The 19,838-nt window shown below is 66.2% G+C and carries 19 protein-coding genes and 1 tRNA gene; 11 read left to right on the top strand and 9 right to left on the bottom strand.

Annotated elements, in window-relative coordinates; genetic code table 11:
* The 4 genes from crtY to AX702_RS10745 all read left to right on the top strand — a co-directional run.
* Positions 1 to 1,112, top strand: a 1,112-nt coding sequence (crtY, locus tag AX702_RS10760; RefSeq protein ID WP_066779289.1) for a lycopene beta-cyclase CrtY, incomplete at its 5' end; no start/stop codon positions are given.
* Positions 1,109 to 2,593, top strand: a complete 1,485-nt coding sequence (locus tag AX702_RS10755; protein WP_066779276.1) for a phytoene desaturase — start codon at positions 1,109 to 1,111, stop codon at positions 2,591 to 2,593. The genes crtY and AX702_RS10755, both read left to right, overlap by 4 nt.
* A 37-nt stretch (positions 2,594 to 2,630) precedes the next feature.
* Positions 2,631 to 3,212, top strand: a complete 582-nt coding sequence (locus AX702_RS10750; protein WP_066779273.1) for a TIGR00730 family Rossman fold protein — start codon at positions 2,631 to 2,633, stop codon at positions 3,210 to 3,212.
* Positions 3,209 to 4,156 carry a phytoene/squalene synthase family protein gene (locus AX702_RS10745; RefSeq protein WP_082746200.1) on the top strand — a complete coding sequence of 316 codons (948 nt, stop codon included), beginning with the start codon at positions 3,209 to 3,211 and terminating at the stop codon, positions 4,154 to 4,156. The genes AX702_RS10750 and AX702_RS10745 overlap by 4 nt, the downstream gene beginning before the upstream one ends.
* A 398-nt stretch (positions 4,157 to 4,554) precedes the next feature.
* On the opposite strand, the gene thrS is transcribed toward AX702_RS10745, so the two are convergent.
* Positions 4,555 to 6,549 (bottom strand): threonine--tRNA ligase, encoded by a 1,995-nt coding sequence (thrS, locus tag AX702_RS10740; RefSeq protein WP_066779285.1) that lies wholly within the window; start codon positions 6,547 to 6,549, stop codon positions 4,555 to 4,557.
* Positions 6,550 to 7,243: 694 nt separating this feature from the next.
* Entirely contained in the window at positions 7,244 to 7,600 is a 357-nt protein-coding gene (locus AX702_RS10735; protein ID WP_066779270.1) for a glycine zipper 2TM domain-containing protein, read from the bottom strand.
* A gap of 117 nt (positions 7,601 to 7,717) precedes the next feature.
* Between AX702_RS10735 and AX702_RS10730 the strand changes: the two genes are divergently transcribed.
* A complete protein-coding gene (locus AX702_RS10730; RefSeq protein ID WP_197420564.1) occupies positions 7,718 to 8,695 on the top strand; it encodes an esterase-like activity of phytase family protein in 978 nt (325 codons plus the stop codon).
* A 188-nt stretch (positions 8,696 to 8,883) separates the two neighbouring features.
* On the opposite strand, the gene rpmB is transcribed toward AX702_RS10730, so the two are convergent.
* Positions 8,884 to 9,189 carry a 50S ribosomal protein L28 gene (gene rpmB / locus AX702_RS10725; protein WP_066779267.1) on the bottom strand — a complete coding sequence of 102 codons (306 nt, stop codon included), beginning with the start codon at positions 9,187 to 9,189 and terminating at the stop codon, positions 8,884 to 8,886.
* A gap of 141 nt (positions 9,190 to 9,330) precedes the next feature.
* Between rpmB and AX702_RS10720 the strand changes: the two genes are divergently transcribed.
* Positions 9,331 to 9,570 carry a hypothetical protein gene (locus tag AX702_RS10720; RefSeq protein ID WP_066779264.1) on the top strand — a complete coding sequence of 80 codons (240 nt, stop codon included), beginning with the start codon at positions 9,331 to 9,333 and terminating at the stop codon, positions 9,568 to 9,570.
* Positions 9,571 to 9,692: 122 nt separating this feature from the next.
* Positions 9,693 to 10,121, top strand: a complete 429-nt coding sequence (locus AX702_RS10715; protein ID WP_066779281.1) for a nucleoside deaminase — start codon at positions 9,693 to 9,695, stop codon at positions 10,119 to 10,121.
* Positions 10,122 to 10,201: 80 nt separating this feature from the next.
* Here AX702_RS10715 and AX702_RS10710 read toward each other — a convergent pair whose 3' ends face one another.
* Positions 10,202 to 10,888, bottom strand: a complete 687-nt coding sequence (locus tag AX702_RS10710; RefSeq protein ID WP_066779261.1) for an OmpA family protein — start codon at positions 10,886 to 10,888, stop codon at positions 10,202 to 10,204.
* 131 nt (positions 10,889 to 11,019) lie between these two features.
* On the opposite strand from AX702_RS10710, the gene AX702_RS10705 reads away from it, so the two are divergent.
* Positions 11,020 to 12,315, top strand: a complete 1,296-nt coding sequence (locus AX702_RS10705) for a hemolysin family protein (RefSeq protein ID WP_066779258.1) — start codon at positions 11,020 to 11,022, stop codon at positions 12,313 to 12,315.
* A gap of 175 nt (positions 12,316 to 12,490) precedes the next feature.
* Here the strand turns inward: AX702_RS10705 and lgt are convergent, their stop codons facing one another.
* The gene (gene lgt / locus AX702_RS10700) at positions 12,491 to 13,372 is read right to left on the bottom strand and encodes a prolipoprotein diacylglyceryl transferase (protein WP_371262891.1); all 882 of its coding nucleotides are present in this window, start codon (positions 13,370 to 13,372) and stop codon (positions 12,491 to 12,493) included.
* 65 nt (positions 13,373 to 13,437) lie between these two features.
* On the opposite strand from lgt, the gene AX702_RS10695 reads away from it, so the two are divergent.
* On the top strand, positions 13,438 to 15,150 hold the full coding sequence (locus AX702_RS10695) for a class I adenylate-forming enzyme family protein (RefSeq protein ID WP_066779253.1): 1,713 nt from the start codon (positions 13,438 to 13,440) through the stop codon (positions 15,148 to 15,150).
* A gap of 105 nt (positions 15,151 to 15,255) precedes the next feature.
* Here the strand turns inward: AX702_RS10695 and AX702_RS10690 are convergent, their stop codons facing one another.
* Complete coding sequence (locus AX702_RS10690) at positions 15,256 to 16,272, bottom strand: LLM class flavin-dependent oxidoreductase (RefSeq protein WP_066779251.1); 1,017 nt, start codon at positions 16,270 to 16,272, stop codon at positions 15,256 to 15,258.
* Between the two features lie 143 nt (positions 16,273 to 16,415).
* Positions 16,416 to 17,216, bottom strand: a complete 801-nt coding sequence (locus AX702_RS10685) for a DUF1134 domain-containing protein (RefSeq protein WP_066779248.1) — start codon at positions 17,214 to 17,216, stop codon at positions 16,416 to 16,418.
* A gap of 176 nt (positions 17,217 to 17,392) precedes the next feature.
* On the opposite strand from AX702_RS10685, the gene AX702_RS10680 reads away from it, so the two are divergent.
* Together AX702_RS10680 and AX702_RS10675 are read left to right on the top strand one after the other, a co-directional pair.
* A tRNA-Ser gene (locus AX702_RS10680) sits at positions 17,393 to 17,482 on the top strand.
* Between the two features lie 370 nt (positions 17,483 to 17,852).
* A complete protein-coding gene (locus tag AX702_RS10675) occupies positions 17,853 to 18,545 on the top strand; it encodes a TetR family transcriptional regulator (protein ID WP_197420563.1) in 693 nt (230 codons plus the stop codon).
* A 16-nt stretch (positions 18,546 to 18,561) separates the two neighbouring features.
* On the opposite strand, the gene AX702_RS10670 is transcribed toward AX702_RS10675, so the two are convergent.
* Complete coding sequence (locus tag AX702_RS10670) at positions 18,562 to 18,945, bottom strand: DUF6285 domain-containing protein (RefSeq protein ID WP_066779242.1); 384 nt, start codon at positions 18,943 to 18,945, stop codon at positions 18,562 to 18,564.
* A 4-nt stretch (positions 18,946 to 18,949) separates the two neighbouring features.
* A partial coding sequence (locus AX702_RS10665) for a phosphotransferase family protein (protein ID WP_156455447.1) occupies positions 18,950 to 19,838 on the bottom strand: 889 nt, incomplete at its 5' end.

The following is a 19,838-nucleotide window of genomic DNA, read 5'->3' as shown; positions in this document are numbered from 1 at the left end:
CGGGCGGGCTGATCGCGATGGCGCTGGCGGCGCGCCGGCCCGAGGTGAAGATCCGCCTGGTCGAGGGCGGCGACACGCTGGGCGGCAACCATGTCTGGTCCTTCTTCGATGGCGATGTCGACAAGGAGGATCGCTGGCTGCTGACGCCGCTCGTCAGCCATGCCTGGCCGACCTATGACGTCGCCTTCCCGGCGCATGCGCGCACCATCGCCCAGCCCTATTATTCGATCGAATCCGATCGCTTCGATCAGGTGGTGCGCGGCGCGTTGCCCGCCGAATCGATCATGACCGGCTGCAAGGTACTGGCCTGCAGCCCGACCGCCGTCGTGCTGGCGGATGGCGAGCGGATCGAGGCGACGGGCGTGATCGACGCGCGCGGCGCCGGGGACCTTTCGATGCTGGAGGTCGGCTGGCAGAAATTCGTCGGCCGGCTGCTCGACGTGCCGGCCGGTCACGGGGTCGAGCGCCCGGTCGTGATGGATGCCACCGTCGCGCAACATGATGGCTATCGCTTCGTTTACCTGCTGCCATTTTCCCCGACGCAGGTGTTTGTTGAAGATACTTACTACAGCGACAGTGCCTCGCTGAACGTGCGTGCGCTCAACCGCCGGATCGATGTCTATGCCGAGTCGAAGGGATGGGCCGCGACGGTCGGCGGGCGTGAGGAAAAGGGCGCGCTGCCGGTGGTGATCGGCGGCGACTTCGAAGGCTATTGGCGCTGGGGCGGGGCGAAGGTCGCAAAGGCCGGGGCGCGGGCCGGGCTCTTTCATCCCACCACGGGGTATTCGCTGCCCGATGCCGTCCGCCTGGCCGTGCGCATCGCGGAGGCCAGTGATCTCAGCGGCGAAGGGTTGCACGCGTTGACGCATGATTATGCCCGCGCGCGCTGGGACGAGCGGCGCTTCTATCGCATGCTCGATGCCATGCTGTTCCGCGCGGCCGATCCGGACGTGCGCTACAAGGTGCTTGAGCGCTTCTATCGACTGCATCCCCGGCTGATCGCGCGCTTCTACGCCGCCCGTTCGACCACCAGGGACAAGCTCCGCGTGCTGGCAGGGCGGCCGCCGGTGCCCATCTTCCGTGCCCTTCGCGTGATCAGGAACGCTTCATGAGCAGCCGCGCAATCATCATCGGCGCCGGGTTCGGCGGGCTGGCGCTCGCCATCCGCCTGCAATCGGCAGGCGTTTCCACGACCATCTTGGAGGCGCGCGACAAGCCCGGCGGCCGCGCCTATGTCTGGCAGCAGGATGGCTTCACCTTTGATGCCGGACCCACCGTCATCACCGACCCCGCCTGTCTCGCCGAACTCTGGGCGCTGAGCGGTGACGACATGAGCCGCGACGTCGCGCTGGAGCCGGTGCAGCCCTTCTACCGGCTGAACTGGCCCGACGGCACCAATTTCGACTACACCAACGATGACAAGCTGCTGCGCGCCGAGATCGCGAAGCTCGATCCGGCCGATGTCGAGGGCTATGCCAAGTTCCTTGATTATTCGGCCGGCGTGTACCGCGAGGGCTATGAAAAGCTCGGCCATGTCGCGTTTCTCGACTTCGCCTCCATGATCAAGGCGGCGCCAGCGCTCGCCAAATATCAGGCGTGGCGGTCGGTCTATTCGATGGTGTCCTCGTTCGTGAAGAGCGAGAAGCTGCGCGAGGCGCTGTCGTTCCACACCTTGCTGGTGGGCGGCAATCCCATGACGACCAGCGCCATCTACGCGCTGATCCACAAGCTGGAGCGCGACGGCGGCGTGTGGTTCGCGCGCGGCGGCACCAACCGGCTGGTGGCCGGCATGGTGGCGCTGTTCGAGCGGCTCGGCGGCACGCTGCGGCTGGGCGACGCCGTGGAGGAGATCGAAACGCTGGGTGATCGGGTGACCGCGGTGCGCACGCGAAGCGGCTGGCGGCAGGAGGCGGACATGGTCGCCTCCAACGGCGATATCGTCCACACCTATCGCGATCTGCTCAGCGGATCGCGCGCGGCGGCCCGCACCGCGGCGCGGCTCGAACGGAAGAAGTTCTCGCCCTCGCTGTTCGTGGTGCATTTCGGGATCAAGGGCACCTGGCCCGGCATCCCGCACCACATGATCCTGTTCGGCCCGCGCTACAAAGGCCTGCTGTCCGACATCTATGACCATGGCGTGCTGAGCGAGGATTTCTCGCTCTACCTGCACCATCCGACCGTCACCGATCCGAGCCTCGCGCCGGAGGGCTGCTCGAGCTTCTACGCGCTGGCGCCGGTGCCGCATCAGGGCAAGTTCCCGGAGGATTGGGACCGCGTCGCGCCGATCCTGGAAAAGCGCATCCTTGATGAGGTCGGTCGGCGGCTGATCCCCGACATCCACGATCGGATCATCACCAAGTTCAGCTACACCCCCGCCGATTTCTCGCGCGATCTCCACGCGCATCTGGGCAGCGCGTTCAGCCTGGAGCCGGTCCTGACGCAAAGCGCCTGGTTCCGCGTGCACAATCGCGACGATGCGATCAGCAACATGTATTTCGTCGGCGCCGGCACGCATCCGGGCGCCGGCATTCCCGGCGTCGTGGGCAGTGCCAAGGCGACGGCGGCATTGATGCTTGAAGGAGTAAGGCGTTGAGTTCGTATGTGTTCCCCTTTCGCAAGCGGAAGGGCGTATGAAGCGGCTGGCGGTATATTGCGGCTCGGCGACGCCGCGCGATCCCATGTACATGGAACTCGCCTGGGATGTCGGCCGCACGCTGGCGGAGCGCGGCATTGGCGTCGTCTATGGCGGAGGCCGGCTCGGGCTGATGGGTGCCGTGGCCGATGGCGCGCTCGCCGCTGGCGGTGAGGTGATCGGCATCATCCCGCAGGCGCTGGTCGATGCGGAGGTCGCGCACCGCGGCCTGACCGAGCTTCACGTCGTGGAGGGGATGCACGATCGCAAGCGCGCCTTCACCGATCTGGCGGACGGCTTCGTCACCATCCCTGGCGGCACCGGCACGATGGACGAATTGTGGGAAGCGCTGAGCTGGGCGCAGATCGGCTACCACACCGATCCCGTCGGGCTGCTCAATGCCGCCGGCTATTACGACCATCTCGTCGCCTTCTGGGACAAGATGGGCGAGGTCGGCTTCCTGCGGCCGCAGCATCGCGGCTTGCTGATCGTTGCCGAGACGCTGGGCGATCTGCTCGATCGCATGGCGGCGCATGAGCCGGCGCAGCCGATCGTGCGCATGAGCGCGGACGACCTGTGAGCCCTTCGCGAACGGCGGCGGAAGAGCGCGCCGCGCTTGTCGCCGCCGCGCGCGAATCGATCGCCAGGGGATCCAAGAGCTTCGCGACCGCGAGCAACCTCTTCGATCGCGAAACCCGCGAGCGCGCATGGCTGCTTTATGCCTGGTGCCGCGCCTGCGACGACATCGTCGACGGGCAGGATCACGGCCATGGCGCCACCGCCGTGTCGGACGCCGAGGCGCGCGTGGCGATCATCGCCGAAAAGACCACGGCGGCGCTGGCCGGTCGGGTGGTGGGCGACATGCCGTTCGATGCGCTGCGTGTCGTTGCGGCGGAAACGGGCCTGCCACCGCGGTTCGCGCATGATCTCGTCACCGGCTTCCGGCTCGATGCGGAGGACTGGCGGCCACGCAGCGAGGCTGACCTGTACCGTTATTGCTACCATGTCGCCGGCGCGGTCGGCTGCATGATGGCGGTGGTGATGGGCGTCGATCCGGCGGACGAGGATACGCTGGACCGTGCCTGCGATCTCGGCATGGCGTTTCAGCTCGCCAATATCGCGCGCGACATCGAGGAGGATGACCGGATCGGGCGCTGCTACCTGCCGGACGAATGGCTGGTGGAAATGGATATACCGCCCGGGCAGCACATGAAGCCGCCGTTCCGCGATCGGCTGGTGGTGCTCGCGCGGCGGCTCGCGGCGCGTGCGGCGCTGCATGAGGCGAGTGCGCGCGTCGGCGCGGCGAAGCTGCCGCCCCGCTCGCGCTGGGCGGTTTTGGCGGCGGCTGGGATCTATGGCGACATCGCCCGCGAGGTGGCGGCGCGCGGGGCGCACGCCTGGGATCATCGCGTGACGACGCCCAAGTCGGCCAAGCTCGCATGGGTGGCGAAAGCGGCGGTGGCAGCACGGCGCCCGGTGCGCGACACACCGCGTGACCCGACGTTGTGGACCCGGCCGCGGTAACCCCTCTCCATCACCCCGAACCCTTCGACTGCCTGTCAAGGCAGGCGCTCAGGACAGGCCTGTCCCGGGATCCAGCGTTCCGCGCATCCCAGAATTTGATCCACCCGGATTGATCCGCCTCCCCGGCGAAGGCCGGGGCCCAGTTGCGCGACAAAGCAGGCACACCGGCTTTTGCTAACGCCTTCCCAGCTGGCCCCCGGCCTTCGCCGGGGAGGCCGCTTTGCATCAAGATGAGTGGATCAGACTCTAGCCCTGGGGTGACGATCGCCCGGTGAAAGCAAACCTCTTCCCCGTTCGCCCTGAGCCTGTCGAAGGGCGTGTCTCAAGCGCTTTCGCTGCTTGGCACGTGCTTCGCCAAGCTCAGCACGAACGCGAAGGGGCGTCCCGTCTGGTTACGCTTACACCAGATCCGGCGCCTTCGCCTCCGCCACCAGGCGTGCGACGATTTCGTCCAGCGAGACGATCTCCTGCCCCTGGCTGCCCAGCCGGCGAACGGCGACGGTGCCTTCCTCCGCCTCGCGCTTGCCCACGACCAGCAGCGCGGGCACCTTGGCCAGGCTGTGCTCGCGTACCTTGTAGTTGATCTTCTCGTTGCGAAGGTCCGTCTCGACGCGCAGCCCGGCGGCGGCCAGCTTGTCCCGCACCACCTGCGCATAATCGTCGGCTTCGGACACGATCGTTGCCACCACCGCCTGCACCGGCGACAGCCACAGCGGAAAGCGGCCCGCATGATGCTCGATCAGTATGCCGAGGAAGCGCTCGAACGTGCCCAGGATCGCGCGGTGCAGCATCACCGGGCGGTGCCGCTCGCCATCCTCGCCGATATAGCTCGCGTCGAGCCGCTCGGGTAGCACGCGATCCGACTGGATCGTGCCGACCTGCCACGTCCGGCCGATCGCGTCGGTCAGGTGGAATTCCAGCTTCGGCGCATAGAAAGCGCCTTCGCCCTCCAGTTCCTCGAACCCGTCCTTGATCTTCTGCGGCAGGTTCGACGCGAACACCGCGCGGCGCAGCTCGTCCTCGGACTTGTCCCACATCGCATCGTCGCCGAAGCGCTTCTCGGGGCGCAGCGCCAGCTTCACGGCATATTCGGTAAAGCCAAGGTCCTGGTAGACGGAATCGAGCAGGTCGATGAAGCGCGCCACCTCATCCACCAGCTGATCCTCGCGCACGAAGATGTGCGCGTCGTCCTGCGTGAACTGGCGCACGCGCATGATGCCGTGCAGCGCGCCATGCGGCTCGTTGCGGTGGCAGCAGCCGAATTCGGCCATGCGGATCGGCAGGTCGCGGTATGACTTGATGCCCTGGCGGAAGATCAGCACGTGCGCCGGGCAGTTCATCGGCTTCAGCGCCATCCAGTCCGCATCGGGCGACACCAAGGCGCCCTCGTCGGACACGTTGGGCACCTCGTCCGGAATGACGAACATGTTCTCGCGATACTTGCCCCAATGGCCGGAGCGCTCCCATTGGCGCGCGTCCATCACCTGCGGCGTCTTCACTTCCTCATAGCCGCCAGCATCCAGCCGGCGGCGCATATAGGCCTCCAGCTGCCGCCAGATCATATAGCCCTTGGGGTGCCAGAAGACACTGCCATGCGCCTCGGCCTGGAGGTGGAACAGGTCCATCTCCTGCCCGATCTTGCGATGATCGCGCTTGGCCGCTTCCTCCAGCATGTGCAGATGCGCGTCGAGCTGCTTCTTGTTCAGCCAGCCCGTGCCGTAGATGCGGCTCAGCATCGCGTTCTTCTGGTCGCCGCGCCAGTAAGCGCCGGACACGCGCGTCAGCTTGAATGCCTGCGGATCGAGCTTGCCCGTCGAAGCCAGGTGCGGCCCGCGGCACATGTCCAGCCAGTCGCCGCCGGACCAGTAAACCGTCAGCTCCTCGTCCTCGGGAAGCTCGGCCGCCCATTCCGCCTTGAACGTCTCGCCCTGCTGCTGCCAGCGCTCGATCAGCTGCTCGCGCGTCCACACCTCGCGGCGCAGCGGCTTGTCCGCGGCGATGATCTTGCGCATCCGCTCCTCGATCGCCGGCAGGTCCTCCTCGGTGAAGGGGCCGCGATCCGCCGGGGCGGCGAAATCATAATAAAAGCCATCGTCCGTCGCCGGGCCGAAGGTGATCTGCGTGCCGGGAAACAGTTCCTGCACCGCTTCCGCCAGAATGTGCGCGAAATCGTGCCGCGCCAGTTCCAGCGCGTCCGCCTCGTCGCGGCTCGTCACCAGCGCAAGCTGCGCGTCGCGTTCAAACGGACGGTTGATGTCACGAAGCTCGCCGTCGACCCGCGCGGCGATGGCGGCCTTGGCGAGGCCCGGCCCGATCGCGGCGGCGATGTCGGCGGGCGTCGATCCCGGCGGTACCTCGCGTACCGAGCCGTCCGGAAGCGTGATCGAGAGCATGTTCATGAGAGGCTTTCCTGCAATGCGACTGCGCTTAGGCGAGCGGACCCGCAACGAAAAGAGCGTCCGGGATGGGCAGGAACGAAGTGGAGGACGCCGAACCCACCCGTTCCGGGTGAGCAGGCCGTCAGCGCATCAGCGCGTGAGCGACCGCCCCCGGAGAACCGGGGTAGTGCTAGTGGTCGTGGCACGGTTGCGCGACATGGGTTTGGATATAGCGTCCGAGCGATCAACGGGCAACCGGTGCTGGAAGTGAGGGCAGCGCCACCGCCCGCCCACCCGTTCGTCCCCCCCAAGCGAAGTCGATGGACTTGCCCCGGACGACAGCGCTCGCGCCTGATGCCCCGACGTCGCTGGGCACTAGAGCGTGGCGCAGCCACCCAGATCCGCCTCCCCGGCGAAGGCCGGGGCCCAGGTGCGGAACGCAGCTGGCAGGCACACCGGCTTCTAATACCGCTCTGCCAACTGAACCCCGACCTTCGCCGGGGAGGCGCCTTTGGGAGGTTGAGCGAGATCCTATCGAACAGGGGAATACGGACAGAGAGGTTCGCTCAGGCCGCACACCCGTAAACAGCGGGCCCAAAAACAACGGGCCCGCCTCCGGTTGGAAGCGGGCCCGCGCCCTCATACGCTACGCGAGGGATAAGCAGGCCAAAGGCCATCTCGTTGCCGGCGGATCCCGCCGGCTGCTGGATCAGCGGCAGTAACGCGGGTTGTTCGACTTCTCGATCGCGTTACCGGCCACCGCGCCGCCCACGCCGCCGAGCACGGTGCCCAGCGCGCGGTCACCCCGGCTGTCGATCGCGCGACCCAGCAGGCCACCGGCGATCGCGCCGACGATGGTGCCGGTGGTGCCGTTGTTGCAGCGCTGGTTGCGGTAATAGCGACGGTCGTTGCCGCGATACCCGCGATAGCCGCGGTAATTATCATGGCCGCGATACTGGCGCTCATAGCGGTCGCCGTAGTAGCGCTGCGCCGATGCTTCTGCCGGGATCATGGCCACCGTGCTCATCGCGAGAGCGGCGCCGGCGAGCGAAAGCTTCTTGAACATGGTTGCGTCTCCCGTTCCAAATTCCGTCGGAGAGGGCGTTTGCCGTCTCGATGAATGTGGTTCTGGCCGATTCGCGTTGAGCCAACCCTGAATGCCCTCGTTATCCAAGGTTCAGGTATGAAGCCGGCGCGCGGGGTGATGCGCTGGATGTTTTGTGTGGTCGCGGTGCTGCTGGTGGTGCCGCGCTATGCCGGCAATGAACGGCTGCCGCTGATCAGCGCCGCGCCGTCGATCACGGTCGCCCGCTATGTGCCGCCGGGTGGTTGGCCGGCCCGGATCGGACAACTCACGCCGCTCGCCGGCCATACGTTGCGCAGCCACGATCCCGCGTTCGGCGGCTTTTCGGCGATCGCCTGGCGCGGCGGCCGCGCTTTCCTGATGTCGGACGGCGGCAATGTCGTCAGCTTCGCGCTGCGCCAGGATGTGGCGATCGGTGCCCGCGGCCATGTTCTGGCGGACGGGCCTGCGATCGGTTGGGACCGGGCGGATCGTGACAGCGAATCGCTGATCCTCGATCCCGCAAGCGGAACGGCATGGGTCGGCTTCGAGAATCAGAATGAGATCTGGCGGTACCGCGCGAACTTCCAGCGCGTCGAAGGGCATCGCGCGCCCGACCTAATGCGATCCTGGGTGCGCAATCAGGGCGCAGAGGCCTTTGTCCGGCTGCACGACGGCCGCTTCGTGGCCTTTGCCGAGCGCCAGCCGAATCGGCGAAGCCGTCACGCGGTGCTGTTCTCCGGCGATCCCACTGATCCCAAGACACGCGCGGCGCCGTTCCGCTTCCTGACGCCGGACCGATTCGATCCCAGCGATGCGACGGTCCTGCCGGGTGGCGACCTTCTGATCCTCACCCGCCGGTTTCGTTACCCGTTCAGCTTTTCTGCCAAGCTGGTGCGCGTGCCGGTCGCGGCGCTGCGGCCCGGCGCGCAGGTGCGAGGCAAGGTAATCGCGACGCTGGCGGCGCCGGTGATGCGTGAGAATTGCGAGGGGATCGCCGTTACGCAGGAAGCCGGCGCGACGATCGTGTGGATCGTCACCGACAATGACGGCATGCCCTTTCGCCCGTCCTATCTGCTGAAGTTCCGGCTCAACTGAATACAGGCGGTTTGGTGAACAGGGGCGGTCTGGTGAACACGGACGGTCTGGTGAACACGGGCGCGCCGGCGAATCGCCATGCTCCCGCCGGCTCGCAGACCAGCAGCTTCAAGAGGATGTTTGCGGAAACGCCAAAAGGCCCGTCGCCCGATGGGCGACAGACCTTTTGTGACAGGCCAGCGCGCTGATTAAGCGGCGGCGGCGGTGTCGACGGTAGCGCGCTTCTTGACGATGTCGCGCTTCAGGCGGCGGGCACGCAGCGACAGCTTGTCGTCGCTCGTCTTCACCAGCCAGTTGTCGAGGCCGCCGTTGTGCTCAACGGAGCGCAGGCCGTGGGTCGACACGCGCAGGCGCACGCTGCGCTCCAGCACGTCCGACATCAGCGTCACGTTCTGCAGGTTCGGCAGAAAGGTACGCTTGGTCTTGTTGTTGGCGTGGGAAACGTTGTGTCCCACCTGCCGGCCCTTGCCGGTCAGCTCGCAGATGCGCGACATGGTTCGTGATCCTGAGTTTCGGGTTGGCCCGGAAAGTGGGCGCGGATAGCGCCACCTTCTCGAATCGTCAAGCGGCTGGCCGTGCAACCTACCAGCAACCCCGGTCGTTGTTGCGTCAGCGAACCGAATGGAGACCGGAACATGCGCGCCCTTCTTGTCCTTCTTGGCATTGCCGCGCTCGTGATTCTGGCGGGCATGGCGACCGGCTTCATCAACATCGATCAGACACAGACGGCCAGGCTGCCTCGCATCGAGGGCGGGCAGGCGCCGGAGTTCAAGGCCGATGTAGGCAAGATCGATCTCGGTACCGAGCAGAAGGTGATCGAGGTGCCCAAAGTCGAGGTGCAGAAGCCGGCGGCTGATCCTTCGCCCGCCCAATAAGGCTGAACACGCCGGAACCAGGCCAGCCTTCTCCGGCGGACCATCATAACAGGCGAGCGGGGCACGTTCAGTTTCCCCGCACGCTGGCCTAGAAGCGCGTCATGTTTCCCTTGCCCAAACCGATGCGCATCGCGCTGGATGCCGCTCGTGCCGCGGCAGCGGAGGGGGAGGTGCCGGTCGGCGCGGTCGTCATGCTGGGTGACGAGGTGATCGCCACCGCGGCCAATGCGCCGCGCCGTCTGTGCGATCCCACCGCCCATGCCGAAATGCTCGCGATTCGGGCGGCCGCCCGGACCCTGGGGCGCGAGCGGCTGGAAGATTGCGACCTGTGGGTTACGCTCGAACCCTGCGCCATGTGCGCCGGCGCGATCGCCCATGCACGGCTGCGCCGGCTATATTATGGTGCCGGCGACGCAAAGGGCGGGGCGGTGGAGCATGGGCCGCGCTTCTTCGCCCAGCCCACCTGTCATCACCGTCCCGAGCTTTACCCCGCTATCGGCACGGAGGAGTCCGCGGCGCTTCTGCGCGGCTTCTTCGCGGCCCGCCGATAGGTCGTCGCGGAGAGGACCCGGGCGGCGCGGCGTGACAGGAGGCTGGTCGCCGCTTGTTCTCCCCGCGCCGCCCGCCACGATCAATTGCGGTAGCCGACTTCGCTTTCGAGGATCGGGACGATCTTGATCTCCACCCGGCGGTTCGCCGCCCGGCCGTCCTCGGTCTCGTTGGTCGCGATCGGCTGGGTCTCGCCAAATCCGCGCGTGCCAATGCGGGCGCGGGTCACGCCGCGCGACGACAGGTAATCGGCGACGGACGCCGCCCGGCGCTCCGAAAGACCCTGGTTATAGGCGTCGCTGCCGTTCGAATCGGTGTGGCCGTACACGTCCACATAGGTGCGGTTGTAATCGCTCAGCACCTTGGCCACCTCGTCCAGCGTGCGCTGGAACTGCGGCTGCACCGTCGCCGAATCATAGGCGAAATTGATCCCGCTCGGAATGTTGAGCAGCAGATCGTCACCCTGGCGGATCACCTCAACGTCCGTGCCCGCGGTCCGCGCGCGCATCTCGCGCTCCTGCTGGTCCATATAGGCGCCGATCCCGGCGCCCGCGATGCCGCCGATGCCCGCCCCGACGATCTTCTCCGTGCGATCGCGCCGTCCGCCGACCAGATCACCCAGCAGATATCCGCCAAGCGCGCCGCCGATGCCGCCGATCGCAGCCTTGGAGATCCGCCGCTCGCCCGTCTCCGGATCGGTCGTGCAGGCCCCGGTCGCCAGAAGCGCGCATCCGGCAAGTGCGGCGGTGAACGCTGATCTCCGCTTCATTGTATCTCTTTCCTCCGTGAACTGGCGTGTAAAACCCGCGCATTTGGCGGGTTGTTCCGCTTCCGTGCTGAACCAGTGCTGACGCAGGTGGTTGTCGGGGGCGAGAAATCCCGCCAAGAAGGCCGTCCACCATGCCACCGCCGTTCCCCTGGATCGACGTCCTGATCATCCTCACGCTGGTCGCCCTCAACGGCGTCTTTGCGATGAGCGAGCTTGCTATCGTTTCCGCCCGCAAGGCGCGGCTGGACGCCATGGTGCGCGCCGGCCATCGCGGCGCGCGCGCGGCCATCGATCTTGCGGCTGATCCGGGCAAATTCCTCTCCACCGTCCAGATCGGGATCACCCTGATCGGCATCATCAACGGCGCTTATTCGGGCGCAAGCCTCGGAGCGCCCATGGCCGCGCGGCTGGCGGCGCTCGGCGTGCCGGAGCGGATCGCGGACAATCTGGGCGTCGCGATCGTCATCGGCCTGACGACCTATGCCTCGCTGATCATTGGCGAACTGGTTCCCAAGCAGATTGCGTTGCGTAATCCGGAGCCGGTCGCGGCCTGGGTGGCGCTGCCCATGACCTGGCTGGCGAGCATCACCAAGCCGCTGGTCTGGCTGCTCGATGCCTCCAGCGCGCTGATCTTCCGGCTGCTGCGCCTCAACCGCGAATCGGAAGAACATGTCACCGCGGAGGAACTGCACCTGATCGTCGCCGAAGCGTCGAAGTCGGGCGTGATCGAGGAGCATGAGCGCTCGATCATTTCCGGCGTGGTGCGGCTGGCGGACCGGCCGGTGCGTGAGGTCATGACCCCCCGCACGGAAGTCGACTGGCTGGACGCCGGCCTCAGCGACACGGCCATCCGTGCCAAGCTGCTCGCCACGCCGCACAGCCGGCTGCCCGTGGCGGACGGGTCGATCGATGCCGTGATCGGCGTCGTACAGGCGCGCGACGTCGCGGCGGCGCTGGCTCGCGGCGAGACGCTGGACCTCCGCGAGCTGGTCCGCAAGGCGCCCTTCGTGGTCGACCAGATCGATGCGATGGACGCGCTGGACGCGCTGCGCCGCGCCGAAGTGCCGATGGCGCTGATCCACGACGAATACGGGCATTTCGAAGGCATCGTCACCCCCGCCAACCTGCTGGCGGCGATCGCGGGTGAATTTGCGTCGGATGCGGATCCCGGCGACGCGCCGAACATCGTGGAGCGCGATGACGGGACGTTGCTGGTGTCCGGCACCATGGCCGCCGATTCCCTCGCCGAGCGGCTGGGCATCGACCTTCCCGAGGATCGGGATTACGCGACCGTGGCTGGTCTGGCACTCGCGGTGTTCCGTCACCTGCCGGCAGAGGGCGAAAGCTTCGTCGAGCAGGGCTGGCGGTTCGAGGTGGTTGATCTGGACGGCCGTCGCATCGACAAGCTGCTGGTGAGTGAGGCCTGAGGCAACGGGTTTGCCGAGGTCGGAATTCTGATCAGGCCGGAATCACGTCGAGAGCGGCTGATTTGCTCCAACTCACGGCCGCGCAAATACGGGATGCGGCCATGGCGCGCCGGAGTGTATCCGGCGTTCCGGCAAGCAGTCGGTCGCCACGCTGAAGCGCAGCGACCGTGAAAGATCAGGCGACGCTGTTCCCGCCGGCGATCGGCTCCACCCGCTGCCGGCGCCCCTGCGCGGTGGCGATCAGGTACAATCCGCCGGCGATCATCGGCAGGCACAGCAGCTGACCCATGTGAATCGTGGTGGCGAAGAACGTGCCGGCGAATTGCGAATCCGGCTCGCGGAAGAACTCCACGAAAAACCGCGCGAGGCCATAACCGGTCAGGAAGACGCCAACGAGCTTGCCCGGTTGGTAACGGGCATTGGTGCGCCAGAAGAAGAACCAAAGCACCGCGAACAGCACCAGGCCCTCGAGCCCCGCCTCATAGAGCTGGCTCGGGTGGCGGGCGGGTTCCGGAAAACCGGCTGGCACGGTGCGCGAGAAGACGATCGCCCAGGGCACGTCGGTCGGCTTGCCCCAGAGCTCGCCGTTCACGAAGTTTGCCAACCGGCCGAAAAAGAGTCCGAACGGCACGACGCAGGCGACATAATCGTGGATTCGCAGCCAGTTCAGGCCGTTCTTGCGCGCGAAAATGATGATCGCCAGGCTGGTGCCGATCACACCGCCGTGGAAGCTCATGCCGCCATCCCACAGGCGCAGGATGCGCAGCGGGTGAAGGATCATGTCGGGCGCATAGAACAGCACATAGCCGATCCGTCCGCCCAGGATGATGCCCAGCGTGGCGTAGAAAACGAGATCGTCGGCATGCCGGCGCGCCATCGGTGCCCCGGGCTGGGCCAGCAGCCGTAGCAGGTACCACCAGCCAATGACGATGCCAGCGATATAGGCCAGGCTGTACCAGCGCAGCGTGAAGAAGCCGATGGAAAAGACGTCCGGGTGCAACCCCAGATCGTCGAAACGAAGGTGGCCGGCGGTGGCCGCGAACATGGGCAGGATCAAGGCTTTTCCCTCAAACGTCGCGCCTGCATAAGGGCCCCGGACACAAGGACCAAGCGGAGAGACGCATGAAGACCGAACTAGATCTCAAGATGGACGCGACCATGGCCGCGTTGACGGGAGAGGGCGGTCCGCTTGCGCTCGGGTCGATTGAGCGCTTTGGTCAGACCTTGCCCGTGATCGCTGGCGCGCCGCCATCCTTGCCGGCCTATTTCGCGCATTACAGCCAGCAGCACGCCGCCACGGAGTTCCTCGTCGCGGGTGCAGAGCGGCTGACCTATGCCGACGTCTATGCGAAGGCGCAGGAAGTCGCATCGGCGCTGATCAGCGGATTTGGCGTGAAAAAGGGCGACCGGGTGGGAATCGCCGCGCGCAATTCCCCGTCGTGGATCGTCATCTACATGGGCATCCTCATGGCCGGGGGCGTTGCCACCTTGCTCAACGGCTGGTGGCAGTCCGAGGAGCTTCAGGCCGGCGTCGAGGACGTTGGCTGCGCGCTGGTCTTCGCCGATCCGCCACGCTGCAAGCGGCTCGCCGCGCTGCCGCAGCTGACCGCCAAGGTGGTCGAGTTCGACGATCTGAAGCCGCTCGGCACCGCGCTGGGCCCGATCGTTGCCAAGGCGACTGGCGAGGCGACATTGCCGCAGGTCGGCCCGGATGATCATGCGACCATCCTGTTCACCTCCGGTTCGACCGGCCAGTCCAAGGGGGCCCTGTCCACCCACCGGCAGGTCACGCAGGGCGTGTTCAACTACCTCGGCTCTGCGCTCATGATGCTCGCCCTGGCAGCGCAGGAGGGGCAGGCGGCGAGTGGCCTGCAGCCGTCCACGCTGCTCAATGTGCCGCTGTTCCACGTCACGGCGGAAGTGCCGGTCTTTCTTCAATCCTTCGCGATCGGCCGCAAGCTGGTGCTGATGCCCAAGTGGGACGCCGAAGAAGCGATGCGCCTGATCGAACAGGAAAAGATCACCTATTTCGTCGGCGTTCCGCTGATGAGCTTCGAATTGCTCAACCACCCCAACCGGCACAAATACGATCTGTCGAGCGTCGCTGACATCGCGGCGGGCGGCGCGCCGCGCCCGGTCGAGCATGTGAAGCGGATCAATGAGGAAATGGAGGGCGCGCCGCTCATCGGCTATGGCCTCACCGAGACGAACGGCGTTGGCACGGGTAATTGGCGCACCAATTATCTGGCCAAGCCGAACTCGGCCGGCCGCCCCTCCATGCCGCTGGTGGACCTTGCCATCCTCGACGATGCCGGAGCGCCGGTGCCACAGGGTGAACGGGGCGAAATCTCGATCCGCTCGGCCGCCTGCTTCCAGGAATATTGGGGCAACGCCGAGGCGACCAAGGCCTGCTACACCGCCGACGGATATTTTCGCACCGGCGACATCGGCTACCTCGACGAGGACGGCTACCTCTTCATCGTGGATCGCAAAAAGGACATCATCATTCGTGGTGGTGAGAACATCAGCTGCCAGGAAGTCGAGGATGCGCTTTACCAGCATCCCGAGGTTGCCGAAGCGGCGGTGTTCGGTCTGGCGGATGAGAAATATGGCGAGGTGCCGGGCGCCGTCGTGCATTTGGGGCAGCCAGGGGCTGTCACGGTGGATGACCTCTGCGCCTTCCTCACGCAGCATATCGCCGCTTTCAAGGTGCCGCAGCGGATCTGGCTGTCCACCGACCCGCTGCCGCGCCTTGGCACCGAGAAGATCGACAAGGTGAGCCTGCGCAACAAATATCGCGCGCTTGCCGCCGCGCAGACCCAGACCTCAGAATAAGAAGCGCTGTTCGCGTCTACGCCATGTCGCTCCGTTCCACGGGGCGGCATGGCGAAGCCGTGCGGTGAGGGGGGTGCCCCCGGGACACGCCCGAGGCGCCGTTCGTCAGCGCCAGCCGAGGGCCGGCGCGACATGGGTCAGGATGCTCTCGAGCACATGCGCGTTATAGTCCACGCCCAGCTGGTTCGGCACCGTTAACAGCAGCGTATCCGCTTCCGCGATCGCTTCATCCGCGCGCAGCTGCTCCACCAGCCGATCGGGCTCCGCCGCGTAGGAACGGCCGAACACCGCGCGCATATTGTCGATCACGCCGACCTGATCACTGTCTGATCCCGCGCCGAAATAGCGTCGGTCCTGATCGTTCACCAACGCGAAGATCGACCGCGACACCGACACGCGTGGCTCGCGTGCATGGCCCGCCTCCTTCCACGCCGCGCGATAGGCGCGGATCTGCCGCGCCTGCTGCACATGGAATGGCTCGCCGGTCTCGTCCGCCTTCAAGGTCGAGCTCTGCAGGTTCATGCCCTGCTGCGCCGCCCAGATCGCGGTCGCGTTGGAGGCGGAGCCCCACCAGATGCGCTCGCGCAGCCCGGCCGAGAATGGCTCCAGCCGCAACAGGCCGGGTGGGTTGGGGAACATCGGCCGCGGATTGGGGCGGGCGAAGCCTTCGCCCTTCAGCAATTCGAAGAACACCTCGCCATGGCGCCGCCCCATATCGGCATCGCTGGTGCCCTCGGCCGGCGCATAGCCGAAGTGGCGCCAGCCCTCGATCACCTGTTCCGGCGAGCCCCGGCTGATGCCAAGCTGCAGGCGGCCGCCGCTGATCAGATCGGCGGCGCCGGCATCCTCGGCCATGTAGAACGGGTTTTCGTATCGCATGTCGATGACGCCCGTGCCGATCTCGATCCGGCGCGTCCGCGCGCCCACGGCAGCCAGCAGGGGGAAGGGCGAGGCGAGCTGCCGCGCGAAATGGTGAACCCGGAAATAGGCGCCGTCGACGCCCAGCTCCTCGGCCGCCACTGCAAGGTCGATCGATTGCAGCAGCACATCGCTGGCAGAGCGCGTGGCCGAGTGAGGAGCGTCCGACCAATGGCCGAACGAGAGAAAACCGATCTTCTTCATGCTGGCTGATCCTGGCGCCGCGTCGTCACCGTGCGACGCGGCAGGTTGAACCAGGATATGGGGCGACCGCCACAGCCGCCAAGCCACGGATCGGAGACGATCCGTTTCGCAGCCGGCGCTTCAGACCGGCCGGCTGCCGGCGATCAGAACGGCAGCCAGTTCGATTTTTGCGTGAATTTCATATAGCCGATGTTCACGCCTGCGCGGTATCCGACGCCCAGCCGCACCGGGATCAGCACGATATTGCCGCGACGAAGATACGTGGCTGCGAAACCGCCGACAAAGTAAAGTCGCCCTTCGGCCGCCGGAAAACGGCGGTACAGTTCGGCCGTGTCGTAAAGGTTGTAGACCAGCACGAACACCTTGTTGGCATCGCCGCCCACGTCAAAGCCGACCGACGGCCCGGTCCAATAGACCGGCATCTGGCCTTCCACCTTGTGGGTCATGATGCCCGATCCGTAGCGCAGCCCGACAACGAATGCGCCAGCCGCCTCGCGACCGGCGATATAAGCGTTGGGCTCGCCCTGCTCCGACAGGATCTTCTCGATAATGGACGCGAAGCCCTCCGCGCCCTTGCCGAACACGCCTTCGCCAGCCCCGATCAGGTCATCGCGCTTGAAGGTCGTCGCGGCCTGCGTCGTCGCGTCCGCCCGCACCTCGGCGCCGGTGGACGGCGTCGGTGTGGCGGGCGCTGCCGGCGACGGGGTCGGGGATTGCTGCGGCAGTGGTGCCTCGAGCGGCGCATCCTGGTCCGCCGGCGTATCGGTGTTCGACGTCGGTTCGCGATAGGTCTGCGCGGAGGAGCGGGCCGGTGGCGGCGGCACGCGCGGCCCCGACAGATCGCCGTCGATCGACTGATTGGGATCGATCGTCCGGACCTGTGCCGGCGCACTGCCGGCAAGTGAGGTGGCGACCATCGCCACGGCCATCATGAACATGCGCATTGGTACAATTCCCCCGGGCAGACCCCGTTGGACCACCATAAACAAACCCGCGCTTTCAAGACAATGAACAGTGCGGCGGGCAGCGCGAGGCGCGCGCCGGGGCGAATCGATCGACCATGCCGGCAACGGTTGATCAGCCCCGCACACCCCGCTATAGCCGCGCTTCCGCCAGGCCCGGAGACGTGGGTGAGTGGCTGAAACCAACGCTTTGCTAAAGCGTCGTACGGGAAACCGTACCGAGGGTTCGAATCCCTCCGTCTCCGCCACCCAGTTCGCTTCCGAAGAAAATGTGCAGTTTCCCCGATCGTGGGACTGGCAGCATCTTCGTGTTGGTTAGCAGGCAACTCGACCGATCGACCGCGCGCGTTCGGCGGCGGTCGAACGGATTTAGCGTAACGGATTGCATTTCGCGGTGTCTGCATCTCACCCGTGACACGCTGTGGCGTTCCGGAGATGTCGATAGCCAAGGCAGCGCCGAGAACGCTCGATCTCACCAGGTCACGCTTCAAACCTGAAGAGGGGGTGCGAGCGGCTCTTGAAGATCTCACTCTCCGCAGCGTCTACGAAGTCCGTGAACGACGTATATGGCGCTTCGAGATCTGAACGGATACGCTTCACTCTATGAGGCCGGCCAAGATGCACGGTGAACCTTCCTTGTCCGCGCCGTCGACCGCGCTCGTGCGCCGCGATGTACGCGAGGAGCTGCTCGAGGCGGCCAGCGCGCTGATGACGGAGCGTGACACGCTTGATCTGTCGCTGATCGACATCGGGGAACGGGCGGGTGCCAATACGGCGATGGTGAAATATTATTTCGGCAACAAGGAAGGCCTTTTCGTCGCCCTTCTCGAGCGAGACGCGCAGCACACGCTCGAGCAGCTCCTCCGCCTGTTGTCGATGACCATCGATCCGGCCGAGAAGATGCGGCGCCACCTGAATGGCATGCTGCGCACCTACTTCCACCGGCCCTACATCAACCGGCTCCTGCTCCAGGTCCTTCATCATCAAAGTCAGGAGCGCCGCCAGGAGATCGTGGATCGCTTCACCCGGCCCCTGACCGAGGCCTATCGCCAGCTGATCGACGAAGGCGTCGCCGCAGGGCTCTTCCGCCCGCTCGACCCCATGTTTCTCTACTTTCAGGCGGTCGGGATCTGCGAACAGCTCTTCTCCGCGCGGATCCTTCTGCCCACCGTCTTCAAGGTGGAACAGTTCGATCGATCCCAGCAGGAGCGCTTCATCGCACAGACGATCGACATCTTCATGGCCGGTATCGCGCGCACTCCCCCGTCGGCGGCGGAGGCTCGCTCAAAGGCTCTAGCGACGGATAGGTGAGCATGACCCGCAGCCACTAGGCCGCGCTCGATCCCTTCAGCGCGTCCTGGTAAGACGCATAGCCGGGTTGGTCGATCGCCAGCTTGTCCATGGTTGTTTGCCAAAGATGTTCGAGCAGCGCGGTGCTGTGGATGTCGATCCGTCCCTCCCGGATCTGCGACGCCAATTCTTCATTAAGCGCCTCAAGCGAGCCGTCCTGGCCGAGCAACGCGGCAAGGCGGGCCAATTCGCGATGATCGGCTGCGGGCCTCAGCTCGATCTCCCGCCGGACAAGCTCAACAGCGTTCATCGCCACCCGGGCCGTGAAGCTTGCGTGCCCCTGAAGCTGCGGCATCGCAACATCGCGCAGAAAGGCGGCGACCGTCGCCAGGATTTCTGAAGGCGTCGGTTGTTCCTGCATGGCGTCAATCCCGTCCCATGATCGCGCGGAGGAGGTCGAGTTCGTTCTCCGAGGCGCGGCGGGCGATCATCGCCCGTTCCACCGTCGTGTCGCCGCCGCGAAGCCAGTTCACCATGCCCGCCGTCGATACGCCCCAGCGCAAGCTGCCGAGCACCTGCCAGAAGCGGACCCGTTCGACATCGACCGGCCGTCCGGTTTCCGCAGCATAAGCGGCGTACATGTCTTCCGCGCGGCCCACCCCGCCGACCGGCCGGCCGAGCACGCCGAAGCGCCAGGGCGGGATCTGGAGCCACGCCAGGTCTTCGGCGGGGTCGCCGAGGTGCGCGACTTCCCAGTCCAGTACGGCGCGCAGGCCGTTTTCGCCGACGATCAGGTTGCCCAGTCGAAAGTCGCCATGCACCAGCCGTGGCTCGACCGGCTCGGGCAACTTCGCCTCCAACCACTTGATCGCCAGTTCGAACACCGGACGCGGCTGCACGCCGGGTTTGGCTAGCTCGGCCGTCATCCGCGCCAGCTGCGTGCGCGCATCGGAATAGGGCAGCGCCGGCAGCCTGTCCGCTGCCAGGTCGTGCAGCTTGCCGAGCGTGGTCCCGATTTGGGCGGCAAGCACCTGACGCGCGCCGGCATAGGCTTCGTCGCGAATGATGCGCCGTGCCAGTGTTTCGCCGGGGATGCGGTTCATCAGGAAACCATCGCCGAGTTCGTCCTCCGGCCGGAGCACATGCCACACCGCAGGTACGGCAAGCTCCTGGCGCCCAGCCGCCCGCAGCACCTCCGCCTCGGTGGAAAGTGGCAGCGACGTGCCGGCGCGGGTGCCGGGCGAGCGGCGCAGGATCAGCGGCAATCCTCCGTCGGGCTTCTCGGCATCAAGCGCCCAAGTCTCCAGCGTCGCG

This window comes from Sphingomonas sp. CCH5-D11 (assembly GCF_001557395.1).
In the GTDB taxonomy this organism is placed as follows: Bacteria; Pseudomonadota; Alphaproteobacteria; order Sphingomonadales; family Sphingomonadaceae; genus Sphingomonas.
Note: the sequence above shows the minus strand (reverse complement) of the source record. Positions and strands in the feature narration are given on the sequence as shown.